This is a genomic window from Prevotella bivia DSM 20514 (assembly GCF_000262545.1).
In the GTDB taxonomy this organism is placed as follows: Bacteria; Bacteroidota; Bacteroidia; order Bacteroidales; family Bacteroidaceae; genus Prevotella; species Prevotella bivia.
Genome location: NZ_JH660660.1, coordinates 396975 through 415800 on the forward strand (window position 1 = coordinate 396975; position 18826 = coordinate 415800).

Here is an 18826-nt window from a genome sequence, read left to right on the forward strand (position 1 = left end):
GGTGTCTACCGAGAAGGACATCATTACGTTTTATAATGAACGTGGAGCGGGTGAAAAGAACTTCGACATACAGAACAATGACTTCGGCTGGTCACATCTTCCATTTTCCTTTATGGCTGAGAACATGGTTTTCATGATGGTTACCGCCATGCTGAAGAACTTCTATCTCTATCTCGTCCGTCATATCAGCGATAAGGTCAAGCCATTGAAAAAGACAAGCAGGCTGAAAGCCTTTATCCTCCATTTTGTCAGCGTGCCAGCAAAATGGGTGAGAACGGGAAGGCAGAACGTTCTGAACCTGTATACAAATAAAACCTACTACTCAGAAGTCTTCCTTGAATAAACAGTATTTCTTTGTGGTTTTAATATTCCCCATTGGTTTGGGTGGGGGATTTTATGCTTAGAAAAAACCCAAGAAACACCGAAGCATCTCATATCAACATATAGAGTCCCAAAAAGACACCTCAACATATAAAATTTTCTCACAAGAAAAAATACTGCGGAATTAAGGTATTTCATTGTCTTATACCTATTGTGTAAAATTTATTAGAAATGGGCAAAAAACTTGTTTCGATAATACCTTTTCCTTTTCTAATTGGAATAACAAAACCATTAGATGTTACATCCTCTATTGGATAATCATCAAAATAAAGTTTTTAAAATTACTTTTTCAAAGGTATTAGTTCTTCTTCTTTTATCAAAAAAAACAAATCAAAGAAATAACACATTTTAAATCTTTTACCTAATCCTTTTATAAATTATTTGGAATTTTACTCAGCAGAATGCACGTAAAACTACTGAAAAAAGCAAAAGAGCAGAATCTTGAGAATTACTTAGAAGAATAAGAACAAATGAACGACGAAGAAGATTATCCACATCCGAATAATCTTACAACTCCTAATTCTTATTCAAAGGAATACAAAGCTGATTTTTCCAATACGACTATCGAAAGCGATGACGAGAATAATTATGATATGAAGAAATAGCACTCAAATTACCCTTTTTCACAGTCTTTTTTATTATCTTTGCCCTAAAGAAAACTAGCCTTACAAGTAAAATCAAAAAAGAATATTCTACTTGTTGCTAGTTTTTCATTGGTCTTAAATTTCTAAACAGAATATTCATTGGAAGCAAATAAGAAAGATAAGCCCTGGGCATGGGTACCCTCACTATATTTTGCAGAAGGATTGCCATACGCTGTTGTAACACTTGTTTCGCTAGTATTTTATCAGCAAATGGGACTATCTGATGCTAAAATAACGTTTTACACTTCATGGTTTTATCTCCCTTGGGTAATAAAGCCCTTATGGAGTCCATTTCTTGATCTTATTAAAACCAAACGGTGGTGGGTTCTTTCTATGGAGATGCTACTAGGTGCTGCTTTTGCTGGGGTAGCTTTCACCATAAACACCTCTTTTTGGCTACAAGCCTCTATCTGCTTTTTTTGGTTATTAGCCTTTTCAAGCGCAACCCATGATATTGCCGTAGATGGTTTCTATATGTTAGGGTTAGACTCAAAAGGTCAAGCTTTTTTTGTCGGAATCAGATCCACTTTCTATCGCATCTCTATGATTGTGGGTAAAGGTGGGCTTGTGGCTTTAGCTGGTATTTTACAAGAAGTAATGAATATAAAACCTGCTTGGGCTTTAGTTTTCTATGCCCTTTCAGGACTATTTATCGGTTTAGGTCTTTATCATAAGGCTATAATGCCAACCCCCAATAGCGACACCAACCACTGCGCCTTGTCGGCTAGCGAACTGATGACAGAGTTTGTAGGAACTTTCACAAGTTTCTTTCGTAAAAAAGAAATATGGATTGCTATAGCGTTTCTACTTTTATTTCGACTACCCGAAGCATTACTGAACCCCATTGCGCCCCTCTTTTTACGCGCAGAAGCAGCTAAGGGTGGATTAGCTCTATCACTTGAAACGTTTGGTGCTATCAATGGTATTGTGGGAGTTGCAGGTTTGTTATTAGGAGGTATTTTAGGAGGTTGGGCTATCAGTAGAGATGGACTAAAACGCTGGCTATGGCCTATGACGATAGCAATAACATTGCCTAATATCGCTTACGTATATTTAGGATTTATCAGACCAGAAAATTTTATCCTTATAAGTACCGCTATTTTTATAGAGAACTTTGGTTACGGATTTGGCTTCAGTGCTTATATGCTTTTCATGCTCCATTTTAGCGAAGGAGAACACAAAACAAGTCATTACTCCTTATGCACAGGCTTTATGGCTCTTTCTATGATGCTACCAAGCCAAATCTCTGGCGTCCTTGCAGATACCCTAGGATACGACTGGTTCTTCGTTTTAGTAATGATAGCATGCTTATTTCCTTTTCTCATCGCAAAGGTCATAAAGATAAAATTTTCAGATTTAGAGTAAAATACAAATATAAAATATAGGATAACATGAAAAAAGAATTAATTGCATCTGTTGCAAGTTTACAACATAATATGGAACAATGGATGGGTGAGCTACATGAACATCCAGAACTTTCTATGAAGGAACATTTCACTTCAAAATACATTGTCGCCAAGGTGAAAGAATGGGGTTACGATGTAGCTGAAGGCATAGGAGGAACAGGTATTGTTGCATCAATGACTGTGGGAAATGGAGAAAAATCGATTGGTTTGAGAGCTGACTTTGATGCTCTACCAATAGCAGAAGACAACAACCTCTGCTACAAAAGCAAACAAGAAGGACTATCCCACCTTTGTGGTCATGATGCTCATAGCACAATGTTGCTAGGAGCTGCCAAATATCTATCAGAACATAAAAACTTCAATGGTACTGTACGCTTGATTTTCCAGCCAGGAGAAGAAACTATGCAAGGAGGTCCTGCTATGATCAAGGATGGGCTCTTCGAACGCTTCCCTGTAGATGCTGTCTACGGTATGCATAATATGCCAGGACTAGCATTGGGTAAGTTCTTTTTCTGTGAAAACGAAACAATGGCAGCAGTTGACAACTGGGAAATTGAGCTAACAGGAAAAGGCTCACATGGATCAATGCCAGAATTAAGCATCGACCCTCTAGTATGTGGCGCATCTTTAGTAATGGCTTTACAAACAATTGTAAGTAGAAACGTGTCTCCATGGAAGAACACAGTGGTTAATGTGGGTGCTTTCCAAGCTGGTGTTGCAGGTAATGCTGTGCCACAGAAAGCCATACTAAGACTTAGCATACGTAATATGGACTCTGAGGTTAGAACCTTTGTCCTAGACAAAATTCGTTCTATTACCAAAGCCCAAGCCGAATCGTTTGCTTGCGAATACGAAATAAGAGAAGGAGTAGCTGGCACCGTATTGATCAACACACCAGAGAATACAAAGTGGGCAGCAAGTGTAGCACGTCAAACTTTTGGTGAGGATCAGGTGGACGAGCATTTACATCCTTATATGGGTAGTGAAGATTTTGCTTTTATGCTAAAGGAAAAGGTCGGTAATTATTGTATGATAGGCAATGGAGACACTATGATGGTACACCACCCTAAATATGTTTTCAACCAGCAATTACTATCTCGCGGTGCTACCTATTGGGTTTCACTAGTAGAAGAGTATTTGAAATAAATGGAAGATGACACATCTCCTAAAAAATAATAAGGGAACCACTTACAATGGCTAAAAATAAAGACACCTAAAAAAATCTTTGATAGTTTTTTAGGTGTCTTACTTATTAGATAAGTCTTTACCTTACTAAATATCCTCATTGGGGAGTTTTACAAGTAACAACTCTATGAGTCTTGGCAAGGCGTAATTGCTTATTTCTCCAGTCTTTACCCATAGATAATCGGAAGGTAATGCTGGCTTAACATTAGCTACCCAGAGGTGTAAATCGGCATAGATAATCTGATGGGTAAGGATATGTTTGACATTACTACATATTTTTGTTGAAATCTCAGAAAACTTTGACTGAACTTCCTTGGGAATTATCGAAACTTGTGGCAACTCCCATAACCCCTGCCAAATATCACCTGCACCTCGTTGATGGATTGCTATCTCATCATTATATTTAATATAGACATAATCAAAACGACGCTCACGCTGTTTAATTTTCTTACTTTTAACAGGTAAACTTCCAACGTGTCCTAGCCTGAAAGCCACACAAGTTTCTAACAAGAGACATCGACTACAATTGGGCGATGCTGGTGTGCATTGGATAGCACCAAAATCCATAATGGCTTGGTTGTAGATGCCAGGTTTATCGAGTGCTATTAGTTCTTGAGCAAGTGCAGCAAACTCTTTTTTGCCTGCAGTAGTATCAATAGGTGTATCAATACCAAAATAACGTGAAAGAACACGATAAACATTACCATCAACCACTGCAACTGGCTCATTAAAGGAGATAGAAGCAATGGCTGCGGCTGTATAATCGCCCACTCCTTTCAACTGCTTAAGTGCTTGATAATTATTGGGAAATTTTCCCAAAGCCTTCACTTGTTGCGCCGCTTTATGAAGATTGCGAGCACGAGAGTAATACCCTAGTCCTTGCCAAGCCTTCAAGACATCATCTTCCGACGCATCTGCAAGTTGCTCTACTGTAGACCATTGGTGCATAAATTTTTCCCAATAGCTCCACCCTTGATTAACACGTGTTTGCTGAAGAATTATTTCACTCAACCAAACAGCGTAAGGATCTTTGGTAGCACGCCAAGGTAATTCTCTTCCATGCTCAGAGAACCATTGTAAAAGTATCGATGCAAAACTCATAGGAACAAAGTTAGTGCAAATGAGTGAAATATGAAAGTTTGCGTTCAAATATTTCCGAATGCAACCTAACTTATAAAAAGGTAGTTAAAAAGTAGAAAACATTAAGAATAATGTCAATAAAATATTAGCTAAATAGCTTTAGTTTACTATTTTTGTACCCATTAAAGAATAAAACGATTTAGAGATTATAATTAGCTAAACAATGAAAATTAAAACATTAATAAGCACTTTGATTATTGCCAGTGCTTCAACATCTATGACTTCTTGTTCAACAAGCAAATCGGCATTTAACGACTTGCAAAACTTTTCCACCCAAATAGAAACTAGAGGACAATATTATGATGCCCACGATTGGAAGAAAGCCGTTAAGAAGTTTGGAAAAATTCGTAAGAATATTTCTAAGCATGAGTACACGGTTGCTGAACGTACACGTATAGGAAAACTAGAAGGTAAAGTTGTAAAGGATATGGCAAAAGGCATGAAAGATGGAGTTACCAATCATATCCTAGGGATAGCCAGTGAAATTCAAGGCATTATGGACGAGTTAGGTTTCGGCAAGTAACGACTTTCATATTTGCTTATATTAGATTTGCTTATACTATAATAAAGAGAATAAGTTTTGGGCAGACTGGCTATACTTATCTCCTCTACTTTTTTTGATAATATACTAGGACTACAAGAAATGATATTTCTCACTCATTAAGCATACTATACAAATGAATATAATCGGAATTACAGTTCAAATCAGCTTTACTTGTTAATGAAAAAACGCTACCTTCATTGCTTCGTACCAATCTTAATTTAACTCTTAACATTATTTGTTTCAACCTCCTACCCTTTTTTGATATAAAAATTCCATTTCCTCACTCGGAATTAGTAACTTTGCATATAAAATCCCAAAAGAGCATATAAAATGTCTGGAACAAAGGAAATTAAAACCGCTTTGATCTCGGTTTTTCACAAAGATGGTCTTGACGACTTGTTAGCAAAGTTAAACGAAGAGGGTGTTAAGTTTCTTAGCACTGGTGGTACACAAACTTTTATCGAATCACTTGGTTACGAATGTACAAAGGTTGAAGATATTACTTCCTATCCGTCAATTCTCGGCGGCAGAGTAAAAACACTTCACCCTCGTATCTTTGGTGGTATTTTGGCACGCCGTGATAACAAAGATGATCAGGCACAAATGAGAGAATACGAAATCCCTTCTATCGATCTCGTTATTGTAGACCTATATCCATTTGAGCAGACCGTGCTTAGTGGTGCTCTTGACGATGAAATTATCGAGAAGATTGACATTGGTGGAATCTCTCTAATACGTGCTGGAGCCAAGAACTTCAAGGATGTTGTCATCGTACCTAGTAAGGCAGAGTATCCTGTTCTACTTCAATTACTTAATAAAAACGGTGCCGTAACCGACTTGGAAGACAGAAAAACCTTTGCCGAGCGCGCTTTTGCAGTAAGTAGTGGGTATGATACAGCTATTCATAATTGGTTTGCAAAGTAATTAAGAAAGCGTTTAAAACGAAAAATAAAAATCAAACTATAATAAATGGGACTATTTTCATTTATCCAAGAGATAGCAATGGATCTTGGAACAGCTAACACAATTATTATCAGTGATGATAAGATTATTGTTGATGAGCCCTCAGTTGTAGCACTCGACCGTCGTACTGACAAGATGATTGCTGTGGGTGGCGATGCAAAGATGATGTACGAAAAGGAGCACCCTAGTATCCGTACTATCCGTCCACTTCGTGATGGTGTTATTGCCGATTTCTCTGCTTGTGAGAAGATGATGCGTGGACTTATCAAGATGGTACACAGCGGTAATCGCTTCTTTTCTCCAACACTCCGTATGGTGATTGGTGTACCCTCTGGTTCTACAGAGGTGGAACTTCGCGCTGTTCGTGATTCTGCCGAACGGGCTGATGGTCGTGATGTATATTTGATATTCGAGCCAATGGCAGCCGCACTAGGTATGGGACTTGATGTAGAAGCACCTGAAGGCAATATGATTGTTGATATTGGTGGTGGTAGCACAGAGATTGCCGTAATTTCTTTAGGTGGTATTGTTTGTAACAACTCAATCCGTGTGGCTGGCGATGAGCTAACAGCCGATATTCAAGAATATATGAGTCGCCAACATAACGTAAAGGTTTCTGAGCGTATGGCTGAACGTATCAAACTACATGTAGGATCTGCCTTAACCGACTTAGGTGAAGAAGCACCTGAAGATTACGTTGTTCACGGTCCTAACCGTATTACAGCACTTCCTATGGAAGTACCTGTATGTTATCAAGAAATTGCTCACTGCTTAGATAAAACGGTGGCAAAGATTGAGAATGCAGTACTTTCTGCACTTGAAGGAACTCCTCCTGAACTTTATGCTGATATCGTTAAGAATGGTATCTATTTAAGTGGTGGTGGCGCATTGCTACGTGGCATCGATAAGCGATTGACAGATAAGATAAATATTCCTTTCCATATTGCAGAAGATCCATTGCATAGCGTAGCAAAAGGTGCTGGTATAGCATTGAAAAATGTAGATCGTTTCTCTTTCTTGATGAGATAAGATATATTAGCGCATAGATGCACAATCTAACAGAATTTCTTGCAAAGTATAAGCATTGGTTCTTATTCATAGTCTTAGAAATATTAAGTTTGATATTATTGTTTCGCTTTAATGATTATCAAGGTAGCGTGTGGTTTACTACAGCTAATTATATTGGCGGGTCAATGTATGAAACAAGTTCTAAGATAAGCACTTTCTTTACCCTAGGCAGGGTAAATGAGGAGCTTACACAGCGCAACCTTTTATTGGAGCGAGAAAACAAAGAACTGTATGCGAAATTATACGATCAAACAAAGGATACTGCCTACCTCAAACGTGGGCAGTATCGTTTCCTTACGAAGTATCGAATGGTATTAGCTAAAGTTGTGGACAATTCTGTAAACAAAACGGATAATTTTATAACGATAAACAAAGGAACATCCGATGGAGTGCATAAGGACATGGGTGTAGCATGTGGTAACGGTGTTGTTGGTATTGTGTATCTTGCTGGCAGTCATTACTCTGTGTTAATACCCGTACTCAATTCTAAGTCGAATATTAGTTGTTCCATTCAGGGACATAATTACTTTGGCTACTTACATTGGAATGGCGGATCAAGCGATGTTGCTTACCTCGATGATGTCCCACGCCATGCGAAGTTCAAGCTAGGCGACAGAGTGGTTACAAGTGGATATTCATCAGTGTTCCCTGCTGGTGTTCTTGTAGGTAAGATCAAGCATGTTTATAATTCAGAAGACGGCTTATCCTACCGTTTAGCTATCAAACTTTCTACCGACTTTGGTAATCTGCGCGATGTTTGTGTGATCAATGATGCCTCCATTAAGAAGAAGCAAGAAATAATGCAAGCAGCACTCGACTCTATCAAACCACTTGAAGGACAAGGTTCTACACAAAAGGCAAATTAATAACAATGGATGTCAACTTCTTTAAAAAGTTAGGATGGTCTATTGTACTCATCCTCTTACAGGTGTTCGTACTCAACCACGTCCACCTATTTGGCATTGCTACACCATTATTATATATATACTTTATCGTTCAGTTTCGTCGCAATTATCCACAATGGGGTATGATGCTTTGGGCGTTTGTTATGGGCTTATTCATTGATATGTTCTCAAATACGCCAGGTGTATCATCGTTTTCGCTTACATTTTTAAGTGCCATCCAACCTTTCGTTTTATCGTCTTTCACTTCTCACGAAAGTGCAGAAGAGTTAAAACCATGTATAGACAGCCTTGGGTTTGGCAAATATTTATGGTTTGTCCTTATTCTTACTTTCATTTATTGTGTCGTATTCTTCTCACTTGATATGTTCTCATTTTTCAATTTATTGGAATGGGGAGCTTGTATCTTGGCTAGTACGCTGCTTACTATAGTATTAATTCTTGTAATAGAGAACGTAAGAAGACGATAAATGAAAAATTACGATTTTGAAAAACGTCGATTAGTATTAAGTGCGGTAGCTATTGGCATTGTACTTATTTACATTATACGCCTATTCGCACTTCAAATAGCTAGCGACGACTATCGAAAAAGTGCTGATTCTAATGCCTTTCTTAAAAAAATAGAGTTTCCCTCACGCGGTCTTATCACCGATCGTAAAGGAAAGTTGCTCGTTTATAACCAGCCTGCCTATGATATTATGGTGGTCATGAACGAAGAAAAAGGGCATCTTGACACACTAGATTTTTGTAAAGCCCTGAATATTACCAAGGAGTTTTTTATTCAGCGTATGAAGGACATTAAAGACCGCAATAAAAACCCTGGCTATTCGCGTTTTTCGCAACAACTTTTCCTCGGACAAGTAAAAGACAAAGAGTTTAGTGCCTTTCACGAACGGCTCTATCGATTTCCAGGTTTTTATATCCAGCGTCGTAGTATTCGTGCCTACCAACGCCCCATAGGTGCGCATATATTAGGTGATGTTGCAGAAGTAAATCAAGCCGATGTTGAGAAAGATGAGTATTATCAACCTGGCGATTACATCGGTAAAATGGGGGTGGAACGTGAATACGAAAAAGAATTGCGCGGACGCAAAGGAGTACAAATTCTTCTTCGTGATGCCCATGGACAAATACAAGGGCGCTATCAAGATGGGAAATTTGATCAAAAGCCTATACCCGGAAGTGATATTCAGCTAGGGCTTGATGCCGACCTTCAACTATTGGGTGAACGCTTAATGGAAGGAAAATTAGGTGCTATTGTTGCTATCGAACCTAAAACAGGTCAGATCCTTGCTATGGTATCATCTCCAACATTTGATCCGAGAGAGATGATTGGCAAACTACGTGGTAAGACACAACATACGCTTATGCTTGATCCTGCTAAGCCACTACTTAATCGTGCCATTATGGGACAGTACCCCCCTGGATCAACATTCAAAACGAGTCAAGCAGTAACCTATTACACAGAAGGAATTATCTCTGACTCTACCCGTTATGCTTGCCACCATGGCTTCTATTTCAAAGGACTACACCTTGGTTGCCATGCACACGCATCTCCCCTATCTCTAGTTCCAGCACTCGGAACCTCTTGCAACGCTTACTTCTGTTGGGGGCTATACCACATGCTTTCCAACCGTAAACGTTACAAAAATCTCGATGATGCTATGACTGTTTGGCGCAACTATATGGTATCAATGGGGTTTGGTTATAAGCTTGGCATAGACCTTCCTGGTGAGAAGCGCGGCATGATCCCAAATGCTCAATTTTACGATCATGCGTTTAAAGTATGGAACCCTCTAACGGTGATATCTATTTCCATTGGGCAGGGTGAAGTGAATTTAACACCACTTCAGATTGCTAATCTTGGGGCTACTATCGCTAACCGTGGTTATTACATAACACCGCATGTTGTACGAAAGATACAAGGACGTCGTCTTGACAAGAAATATACAGAGCGCCACCGCACTATGGGTAGTGTAAAATCCTATGAACGTGTTGTCCTTGGAATGCAGGCTTCTGTTAATAATGGAACTTGTGCTGGCGCTCCACATCCTGGCTATACATTAGCGGGAAAGACTGGTACCGCCCAAAACCGTGGTAAAGACCACTCTGTGTTTATGGGCTTTGCACCAGTGGAAAATCCTAAGATAGCTATTGCCGTATATGTAGAGAATGGTGGTTTCGGTGCTGTTTATGGTGTGCCTATCGGTGCATTGATGATAGAACAATACATCAATGGTAAGCTAACACCTGGCGATATGGCTAAAGCCGACCAAATACAAAAACGACATATAGCCTACTCGTTCAAGCGTCCACTCACAAAGTCTGACTCGCTACGCCTTGACTCTATCAAACGCGTTACCCAAATAAAAGACTCACTAAAGCAGGTAAAAGAAAAGCAGATGATAGAAGAAATTAAAAAAGCCAAGGAAGAGAAAGCAAAACTTGATGCCGAAAAGCAAGAAAAGAAGAAGCCACAAATGCCCAATGATCCTATTATCCGTCCAGAAACAGACGAAAGTGTGATAAAGGAAAAAGGCGATGACCACAAGAAGGACAAAAAGCCTACTGATGAAGAAAAAAAATAAAAAAATAACAAACCGTGCCAAATAATTATTCAGCCGACAGACAACCTGGAGTACTTCGCTCCCTTGATTGGTGGACAATATGCATCTATATTGCCCTACTCATCTTTGGATGGGTGAGTGTGTGTGGTGCTAGCTATACCTATGGAGATACCGAAATATTCTCGCTATCATCACGTTCAGGTATGCAGATTATTTGGATTGGCACGTCCGTCTGCCTTGGATTTGTTATCTTAATGATGGACGACCGTTTCTTTGACACCTTCGCCTACATTGTTTATGGGCTATTGGTATTACTACTCTTTGCCACTATCTTCAACCCGCATAGCATTAAGGGATCAAGGTCTTGGCTTGTTTTAGGACCCTTACGCCTGCAACCAGCCGAGTTTGCTAAGTTTGCCACAGCCCTAGCCATTGCCAAATTTATGTCAGTCTATGGCTTCACAATGAAAAATCGCAAGCATTTTATGATTGCTTGTGGTATCATCTTCTTACCTATGCTCTGCATCGTGGGACAACGTGAAACAGGATCAGCCCTAGTTTACCTCTCTTTCTTCTTTATGTTCTATCGTGAAGGTATGCCTGGTTCGTTCCTTTTTACTGGAGTAGCCATGATTATTTACTTTGTTGTGGGTATAAAATATGAGAATGTGATGTTATGGGATACCCCAACCTCTGTGGGAAAATTCATTGTTTTATTCCTTGTTCAGCTATTCTCTACTTCCATGATATGGGTATATTTAGGCGATACGAAAAAAACAAAACGTCTACTAGCTTATGTCTTTGGCATTACTTTAATAGCTGTTTTATTCTCTGAATTTGTAATACCGTTTGATATTGTTTGGGTGCAACTCATCCTTTCGGCTGGTGTTATAGGATATTTTATCTATAATGGGCTCAACTCGCGCTTTCCTCATTTCTTTTATATTTCTCTCTTTGCGCTAGGATCAATAGCCTTCTTCTATTCTGCCGACTATGTACTCAATGATGTGATGCAACCTCACCAACGTGTGCGTATCAATGTACTTCTAGGCTTAGATGAAGATTTGGCTGGTGCAGGCTACAATGTGCATCAAAGTGAAATAGCCATAGGATCAGGAGGATTACGAGGTAAAGGTTTCTTAAATGGCACACAAACAAAGCTAAAATTTGTACCAGAACAAGACACCGATTTCATATTCTGTACTGTAGGCGAAGAAGAAGGATTCTTAGGATCTGCCTCTGTGTTGGTACTCTTCTGCTGCCTTATCCTTCGCTTGATGTATATCTCCGAACGACAACCGTTCAAGTTTGGACGCGTATATGGCTATTGTGTAGCTGGAATTTTCTTCTTCCACCTCTTTATTAATGTGGGAATGGTACTCGGACTAACCCCTGTCATAGGTATCCCACTTCCCTTCTTTAGCTATGGTGGTTCCTCTCTATGGGGCTTCACCTTACTCCTCTTTATCTTCCTTAGAATTGATGCTGGAAGAAATTTGATTAGGCAGTAAGCAACAAAATGTAAGCATATCAAGACTATCAAATATCCCTACTTTTACTATTGTTCTTATGAAACCAAAAAAATCAGGGACTAAGTCCATCCCTGGAATTAGCCCCCTACGTTTAATCTATGAATAATAACCTAAAATAAACAAAAACTCTTCTCTATTATGCGAAAGCTATTGTTAGTCCTGCCATCACAATCGAAACCATAGACATCAACTTAATTAAGATGTTCAATGAAGGACCAGATGTATCTTTAAAAGGATCACCAACGGTATCACCCACAACTGTAGCCTTATGGCATTCAGAGCCTTTACCACCAAAGTTACCCTCTTCAACATATTTCTTAGCATTATCCCAAGCACCACCAGCATTAGCCATAAAGACTGCAAGCGTGAAACCTGCCGATAAGCCTCCTACTAACAAGCCCATAACACCTGCTACACCAAGCACGCAACCTACTAGGATTGGAATGATAATAGCCAACAATGAAGGGAAAATCATTTCTTGCTGAGCCGACAAAGTAGATATTTCTACACAGCGACCATAATCAGGTGTGCCTGTACCCTCAAGGATACCCTTGATTTCGCGGAACTGACGACGAACCTCAGCAACCATCTTACCAGCAGCACGACCTACAGCTCCCATTGTCAAACCACAGAACAAGAATGCAGCCATAGCACCTACGAACGCACCTACTAGCACCTTAGGGTTCATCAAGTTTACCTGGAAGTAGTTCATAAAGTCAGGAATTGTAGCCTGAGTAGCATCAATTGTTTTACCAGTTAAGTCTGTCATAGTATCACCTACACGATGCATAGCAATTTTGATTTCTTCTATATAAGAAGCCAATAGTGCTAAAGCTGTTAGTGCAGCAGAACCAATAGCGAAGCCTTTACCTGTTGCAGCAGTAGTGTTGCCTAGAGCATCAAGCGCATCTGTACGTTGACGTACCCCTTCACCTAGTTCGCTCATTTCGGCATTACCACCTGCATTATCGGCAATAGGACCATAAGCATCAGTAGCTAGGGTGATCCCCAATGTAGAAAGCATACCTACTGCAGCAATACCAATACCATAAAGACCTATCTGAATACTTTGTGCGCTCATTGACATATCAAAACCGTTAGCACAGAGGAAGCTCATCATTATAGCTACAGAAATAGTGATAACAGGAATACATGTTGAGATCATACCCGTACCAATACCTTTTATAATAACAGTAGCAGCACCAGTGCTTGAGGCTTCTGAAATATCTTGAGTTGGCTTATAACTTTGTGATGTATAGTACTCTGTAGCCTGTCCGATAATGACACCAGCAGCCAAACCACTTAGTACAGAGAAACTGATACCCAACCAATTGTCTATTTGCAACCAATAAAGTACTCCGAATGATGCAAACGCTATCAACACTGCAGCAGTATTAGTACCTAAACCCAACGAACGAAGTAAGTCCTTCATAGAAGCTCCTTCCTTTGTACGTACAAGGAATATACCTAGCAAACTCAAAAATACACCAATAGCAGCAATCAACATAGGAGCTATAACTGCCTTCATCTGCATTTCACCAGAACTCAAGAAAGCTGTAGCCCCAAGAGCTGCTGTTGAAAGGATAGATCCACAATAACTTTCGTATAGATCGGCACCCATACCAGCCACATCGCCTACATTATCGCCTACGTTATCTGCAATAGTAGCAGGATTACGTGGGTCGTCCTCTGGAATATTAGCCTCAACCTTACCTACTAGATCGGCACCCACATCGGCTGCCTTTGTATAGATACCACCACCCACACGTGCAAACAAAGCTTGTGTAGACGCACCCATACCGAAAGTTAACATAGTGGTGGTAATAGTAATCAAAGCAGTATTATCACCATGATAAAAATAAGTAAGAACAATAAACCAAAGAGCAATATCTAGCAAGCCGAGACCTACCACTACTAATCCCATAACTGCGCCAGAGCGGAAAGCTACTTTCAAACCACGATCCAAACTCTGACGAGCAGCATTTGCAGTACGAGCACTAGCATAAGTGGCTGTCTTCATACCAAAGAAACCAGCTAAGCCCGAAAATAAACCACCAGTAAGAAATGCAAATGGAACCCAAGGGTTTTGAGCATTAAAACCATAAGCCATAATAGCAAAAACGATTGCTAAGATAACGAAAACGATACCCACCACTTTGTATTGTTGCTTCAGATAAGCCATCGCACCCTTGCGAACATATAGAGCGATTTCGGCCATACGTGGGGTACCCTCTTCTTCTGTCATCATATTGCGGAAGAAGAACCATGCCATTACCAATGCACAAATGGAGGCAATTGGTATTAGCCAAAAAACAGAAGGTATATATTCCATTCTTGTATTGTTTGTTAGTTAACAGTAATTGTTTAGATTTCTGGACGCAAATATACTAGAAATCTGTATTTTTAAAAAACATTTTAGAATATTTTTATCACTGCGTTAATATCGTTTAACTAAAAAGGCACCTTTTCGTCTCTAATATTACACCGTGTGCGAAAACAATCTTTTTATAGTAACATTAAGTTAGACTAAATGAGTAATAACTCATTATAACTTTACAAAATGTAAGATATATAGCTAATTCTACAACATATAACTTCGCATAAATTACCTATATTCAATTCATAGTATTTTCACAAGCTCATATTGATAACATATTGTTAATATAATCATGTTTTGCAAGTGAAAGCTATATTCTTTTGTAAAAACAAAAAGAGAAATAACAACTTGTTATATATAAAGAAACATACTCTCAAGGAAGAATTTACTTTTGATAGTTTTCGTAAGCCTCTTCTACTGAGCCATAGAGCAATAATAATTTCTTTGCAGTACCATATTCTATTCCGAGCAGTTCTTGAAGCATATGGGTACCACGATCAACAAGTTTCATATTGGTAAGCTGCATATTCACCATTTTATTACCCTTTACACGCCCCAATCGGATCATTGTTGCTGTAGAAATCATATTGAGGATCATCTTCTGTCCTGTACCCGATTTTAGGCGCGAGCTACCTGTAACATACTCTGGTCCTACAATCATCTCAATAGCTATGTCGCTAACCTTACTCATTGGCGAGTCTGGATTGCTAGTAATACAAGCAGTAAGAATACCATGTGCTTGTGCCTCACGTAAAGCACTAATAACATAAGGTGTAGTTCCCGAGGCTGCAATGCCAATGACAACATCCTTTCCTGTGACATTATGATCGGTCAGCTCGTCCCATCCCTTACCTTCTTTATCTTCTGCGCTCTCCACAGCATTACGCAATGCGGTGTCGCCTCCTGCTATCAAGCCATAGAAAAGCGTTTTAGGAACACCAAAAGTAGGTGGTATTTCTGACGCATCAAGCACACCTAAGCGCCCACTAGTACCTGCTCCTATGTAGAAAACACGACCTCCTTTGCGCATACGTAGCACGATTTCGTCCACCAACTTAGCGATTTGTGGAATACATTTTTGCACAGCTACAACCACTTTCTTATCTTCTGCGTTCATCTCTGTCAGAATATCGGTTACCGACTTCTGCTCTAAATCGTTGTAGAGGGATGATTGCTCTGTTATTTTTTCAAACATAATATAAGTTGAGGATTGAGGTAGTATTGGCAGGGTCTTACTTTAACCGTATAGCCTTACTAAGTCCCATTAATTCCACATTTAGCGTATCGCCTTTGGTTGGAGCGTAATAGATTTGTTCGTAGTCATTGGCACTTACGGAGACTTGTCCACCTCCTGTTAGGTAAAGTACACCTATGTGAGACTCTTCGGTTGCAAACGAAGTGGACATATACCCTGCATCGGGCTGAGAGTAATCTACTACCAAGAGATAAAGCGTTCCTACTGTAGAGTGGTTTAAAAAGCAGCTCTCGTCATCCACGTTCACACGCAACGTGTCAAACGTACAATGGCTAAAAGTAACGCCAAAGCTATCGGTGTAAACGAGAGAGGCTACCTTCAGTCCTTTGATAGTAAGGTTAGTACACTCCGACCAACGCATATCTCTCTGTTTAATGTGCTTTAATAACGTTGCCGCACTCATCTTAAAGGTAAGAGGATAAGAATGTGTTTCATAGTCTCCAAGCTTTGTTTTTATAAGATTCTGATCATCATTATCGAGTTTTGGAGTTTTCTTTGTGGAGAGAACTAGATTATAATTATCGGCTGCTTTCTTAAAAGTATCGGTGTAATCGAAACTACTTACACAGTTCTTGGTTGTTAGCTTCAATACTTCTGCTGGGAAAATAATGTCTATTCCTTTTACAGCCTCGTCAATAACGATAGTAGCTTCGCAAGTATAGCCTCCGTATTTTATGTCGTATTCACTAGTCGTTGGATTAATGTCCATGCGCAAACTACTGCTGGCAGGCAAATGAACGAGTTTTTCTACGTCCACATTCAGCACTGTACCAATTGGCTTTGCATTATTAATCATTGGGAATATCACCCAAAAGGCATAAGAAAGGATTACACTAGCAATTACCCATTTTGTTGTCTTTTTCATCTTTTTTCCTCCTCTTGATCAATAGTGATCGATTACTTCTAGTTCCTTTAAGCGGCGACAAGACAACCAATAGTTGAGCAAGGTTTGCCCAATGAGCCACACCTTTGTTACCACAATGGCTACCTTTTCCTGACTATCAGTGCCGTCATACCATGGTGATGATACTGTTACCATAAGCATAATAAAGACAATAGCCCCCACAAAGACTGTAACACCTGTAGCCAAAATGGGGTGTTTGGGGAAGAAATAACAACCCAAAACAAACCATGACACGAAGAAAGGATAGAAGTACCATGCCATTTGGGGGATGCCCGTCTCGCTGAACACATTCACATAGCGCACATAAGGATAGGCTGAAAATGCAAGCACGCGCAAGGTATCTGCCACATAAAAGCACACGGCAAACACTACGACAAAGCCTAATACATAGATGAGCCAGCGGCTTAACCACATCTCTAGCGTGCTAACAGGGGTGGTAAGCACATGAATTCTACCACCTTTCTGCTGTCCATCGGTAAACATCTGAGTAGCACTGATGCTACCACCCACTAAGCATATCAAGGCGGAAAATAGGATAATATCGTTTTTTGCATAGTCAGTTGACACATAAGCTAACGAAACATCATCATAGTTGATAAATGCCACCCAAAACTCTATAACAAGCAAAATGCCAAAGAGAACACCTACCGCAAGGGCTAGTCTGCGCCAACGCTCATGCCACAATTTACGGAGATATGCCTTGAAGCGTAGGAAGCTAAAGAGGTCGTTTTGTATATTAATCATGATGTGCCTCCTTTCCTTTCACAGCCTTCTCAAAGAATACTTCTAAGTTAATATGATCGTCGGTGAGTTCGCCACTAAGGGCTTGTTGTTCATAGATTTGTGAAGCAGAACAGTTGCAAAGTAGTTCGTTTCTATCTATCAATAAGATATGATCTAGCACGGCTTCAATATCTTTCACTTGATGAGTAGATACGATGAAAGTGCGATCGGGTGCTATTCCTTTTCCCAGAAACTCACGAAATTGCCGCTTACCTACGATGTCTAATCCGTTGGTAGGTTCGTCCATTAGCAAAATTTTGGTATGTGTAGCCATAGCAAAACTCATAAAAATCTTTTTGCGTTGGCCTAGAGAAAGTCCGCCTAAACTTACATCTACCGTCATACCAAAGGAGGCTAAGTAAGCATCCATATCTTCACGCGAGAAGCGAGGATAAAATACGGCATTGTCGTCTATATATTGTAGGAGAGTTACCGAAGGGAGTTCAAATTCGTCAGGCACAAGGAATATCTCTCGCATCACAGATGGTTTACGATCGCGTACCACCTTATTATCGAGCCATGCGCCACCCTTATCGGGTGTTAGCAAACCTGCCATTATATATAATAAGGTACTCTTTCCCGCACCATTCGAACCCAAGAGCCCATAGATATGTCCCTCGTCAAAGTGTAGCGAGAAATCCTCAAAAACCGCATCATGGTGACTGGGGTAACAGAAAGTTAAATTGTTTAGTTCGATCATACCAGTAGCTTTTATGAATGGTAATTATAATACGCAAAGCTGTCGAATGGCCTAAGCAGCACTACAGCTTGGGCGAATGCTACTTACCATAGGCAAAGATAATCATTATTTTTATAAAATGCTATTAATCAAACAATAATCATATAAAAAATAATTTTGGTTCTTCCGAAATGTGGAGTGAAGAACCATAAAAACTAAATTTGTCCCCAAAATACAACGATTTAGAGTGCAGCGGATTTCTTATACCGAACTCAGGTTTATATATGTAAAATATATTCACAAGACATCACCTTTTACGTTTGAAACGATGATGTTTTACTCCATAAAACATTATCGTTTACATAGCAAAACATCATCTTTTACACTGCAATACATAATGTTTTGCGAGCGTAAAAGATGATGTTTTGTTTTTGTGTTAACTATTTTTACTAAGAAAATAAGTCTATCTTCTAGTAGAAACAGCCTATTTTATGTG

Annotated in this window: 16 protein-coding genes and 1 pseudogene; 11 read left to right on the forward strand and 6 right to left on the reverse strand. The window is 39.5% G+C overall.

What is annotated here, in order from left to right; all coding sequences use genetic code 11:
* From PREBIDRAFT_RS11405 to PREBIDRAFT_RS04075, 4 genes and pseudogenes are all read left to right on the forward strand, one after another.
* Nucleotides 1-343, forward strand: a pseudogene (locus PREBIDRAFT_RS11405) (IS1380 family transposase); the annotation flags it as partial.
* A 508-nt stretch (nucleotides 344-851) separates the two neighbouring features.
* On the forward strand, nucleotides 852-986 hold the full coding sequence (locus PREBIDRAFT_RS11795) for a hypothetical protein (RefSeq protein WP_004338460.1): 135 nt from the start codon (nucleotides 852-854) through the stop codon (nucleotides 984-986).
* 138 nt (nucleotides 987-1124) lie between these two features.
* Nucleotides 1125-2390, forward strand: coding sequence for an MFS transporter (locus PREBIDRAFT_RS04070; RefSeq protein ID WP_004338464.1), 1266 nt, complete (start codon nucleotides 1125-1127; stop codon nucleotides 2388-2390).
* Between the two features lie 26 nt (nucleotides 2391-2416).
* A complete protein-coding gene (locus tag PREBIDRAFT_RS04075) occupies nucleotides 2417-3577 on the forward strand; it encodes an amidohydrolase (RefSeq protein WP_004338465.1) in 1161 nt (386 codons plus the stop codon).
* 126 nt (nucleotides 3578-3703) lie between these two features.
* Here PREBIDRAFT_RS04075 and mutY read toward each other — a convergent pair whose 3' ends face one another.
* Nucleotides 3704-4717, reverse strand: a complete 1014-nt coding sequence (gene mutY / locus PREBIDRAFT_RS04080; protein ID WP_004338467.1) for an A/G-specific adenine glycosylase — start codon at nucleotides 4715-4717, stop codon at nucleotides 3704-3706.
* Nucleotides 4718-4919: 202 nt separating this feature from the next.
* Here mutY and PREBIDRAFT_RS04085 point away from each other — a divergent pair, with 202 nt between their 5' ends.
* The 7 genes from PREBIDRAFT_RS04085 (at nucleotide 4920) to rodA (ending at nucleotide 12311) form a co-directional block, all read left to right on the forward strand.
* Entirely contained in the window at nucleotides 4920-5279 is a 360-nt protein-coding gene (locus PREBIDRAFT_RS04085; RefSeq protein ID WP_004339295.1) for a hypothetical protein, read from the forward strand.
* A 351-nt stretch (nucleotides 5280-5630) separates the two neighbouring features.
* Nucleotides 5631-6224, forward strand: coding sequence for an MGS-like protein (locus tag PREBIDRAFT_RS04090; RefSeq protein WP_004338470.1), 594 nt, complete (start codon nucleotides 5631-5633; stop codon nucleotides 6222-6224).
* A gap of 45 nt (nucleotides 6225-6269) precedes the next feature.
* On the forward strand, nucleotides 6270-7292 hold the full coding sequence (locus PREBIDRAFT_RS04095; RefSeq protein ID WP_004338472.1) for a rod shape-determining protein: 1023 nt from the start codon (nucleotides 6270-6272) through the stop codon (nucleotides 7290-7292).
* A 17-nt stretch (nucleotides 7293-7309) separates the two neighbouring features.
* The gene (mreC, locus tag PREBIDRAFT_RS04100) at nucleotides 7310-8197 is read left to right on the forward strand and encodes a rod shape-determining protein MreC (RefSeq protein ID WP_004338474.1); all 888 of its coding nucleotides are present in this window, start codon (nucleotides 7310-7312) and stop codon (nucleotides 8195-8197) included.
* A gap of 5 nt (nucleotides 8198-8202) precedes the next feature.
* Nucleotides 8203-8703: a rod shape-determining protein MreD gene (mreD, locus tag PREBIDRAFT_RS04105; protein ID WP_004338476.1), complete on the forward strand. Its 501-nt coding sequence runs from the start codon at nucleotides 8203-8205 to the stop codon at nucleotides 8701-8703.
* Nucleotides 8704-10821 (forward strand): peptidoglycan D,D-transpeptidase FtsI family protein, encoded by a 2118-nt coding sequence (locus tag PREBIDRAFT_RS04110; protein WP_004338478.1) that lies wholly within the window; start codon nucleotides 8704-8706, stop codon nucleotides 10819-10821. It abuts the gene before it with no gap.
* Between the two features lie 14 nt (nucleotides 10822-10835).
* Nucleotides 10836-12311, forward strand: coding sequence for a rod shape-determining protein RodA (gene rodA / locus PREBIDRAFT_RS04115; protein WP_004338480.1), 1476 nt, complete (start codon nucleotides 10836-10838; stop codon nucleotides 12309-12311).
* A 157-nt stretch (nucleotides 12312-12468) separates the two neighbouring features.
* Here rodA and PREBIDRAFT_RS04120 read toward each other — a convergent pair whose 3' ends face one another.
* The 5 genes from PREBIDRAFT_RS04120 to PREBIDRAFT_RS04140 all read right to left on the reverse strand — a co-directional run bounded on the left by PREBIDRAFT_RS04120 (nucleotide 12469) and on the right by PREBIDRAFT_RS04140 (nucleotide 18351).
* Complete coding sequence (locus PREBIDRAFT_RS04120; protein WP_004338482.1) at nucleotides 12469-14664, reverse strand: sodium-translocating pyrophosphatase; 2196 nt, start codon at nucleotides 14662-14664, stop codon at nucleotides 12469-12471.
* Nucleotides 14665-15094: 430 nt separating this feature from the next.
* Nucleotides 15095-15904 carry an N-acetylmuramic acid 6-phosphate etherase gene (murQ, locus tag PREBIDRAFT_RS04125; protein WP_004338484.1) on the reverse strand — a complete coding sequence of 270 codons (810 nt, stop codon included), beginning with the start codon at nucleotides 15902-15904 and terminating at the stop codon, nucleotides 15095-15097.
* Between the two features lie 37 nt (nucleotides 15905-15941).
* Nucleotides 15942-16829, reverse strand: coding sequence for a hypothetical protein (locus PREBIDRAFT_RS04130; RefSeq protein ID WP_004338486.1), 888 nt, complete (start codon nucleotides 16827-16829; stop codon nucleotides 15942-15944).
* 18 nt (nucleotides 16830-16847) lie between these two features.
* Nucleotides 16848-17612, reverse strand: coding sequence for a hypothetical protein (locus PREBIDRAFT_RS04135; RefSeq protein WP_004338488.1), 765 nt, complete (start codon nucleotides 17610-17612; stop codon nucleotides 16848-16850).
* Nucleotides 17605-18351: an ABC transporter ATP-binding protein gene (locus tag PREBIDRAFT_RS04140; RefSeq protein WP_004338490.1), complete on the reverse strand. Its 747-nt coding sequence runs from the start codon at nucleotides 18349-18351 to the stop codon at nucleotides 17605-17607. The genes PREBIDRAFT_RS04135 and PREBIDRAFT_RS04140 overlap by 8 nt, the downstream gene beginning before the upstream one ends.
* Nucleotides 18352-18826 lie beyond the last annotated feature (475 nt).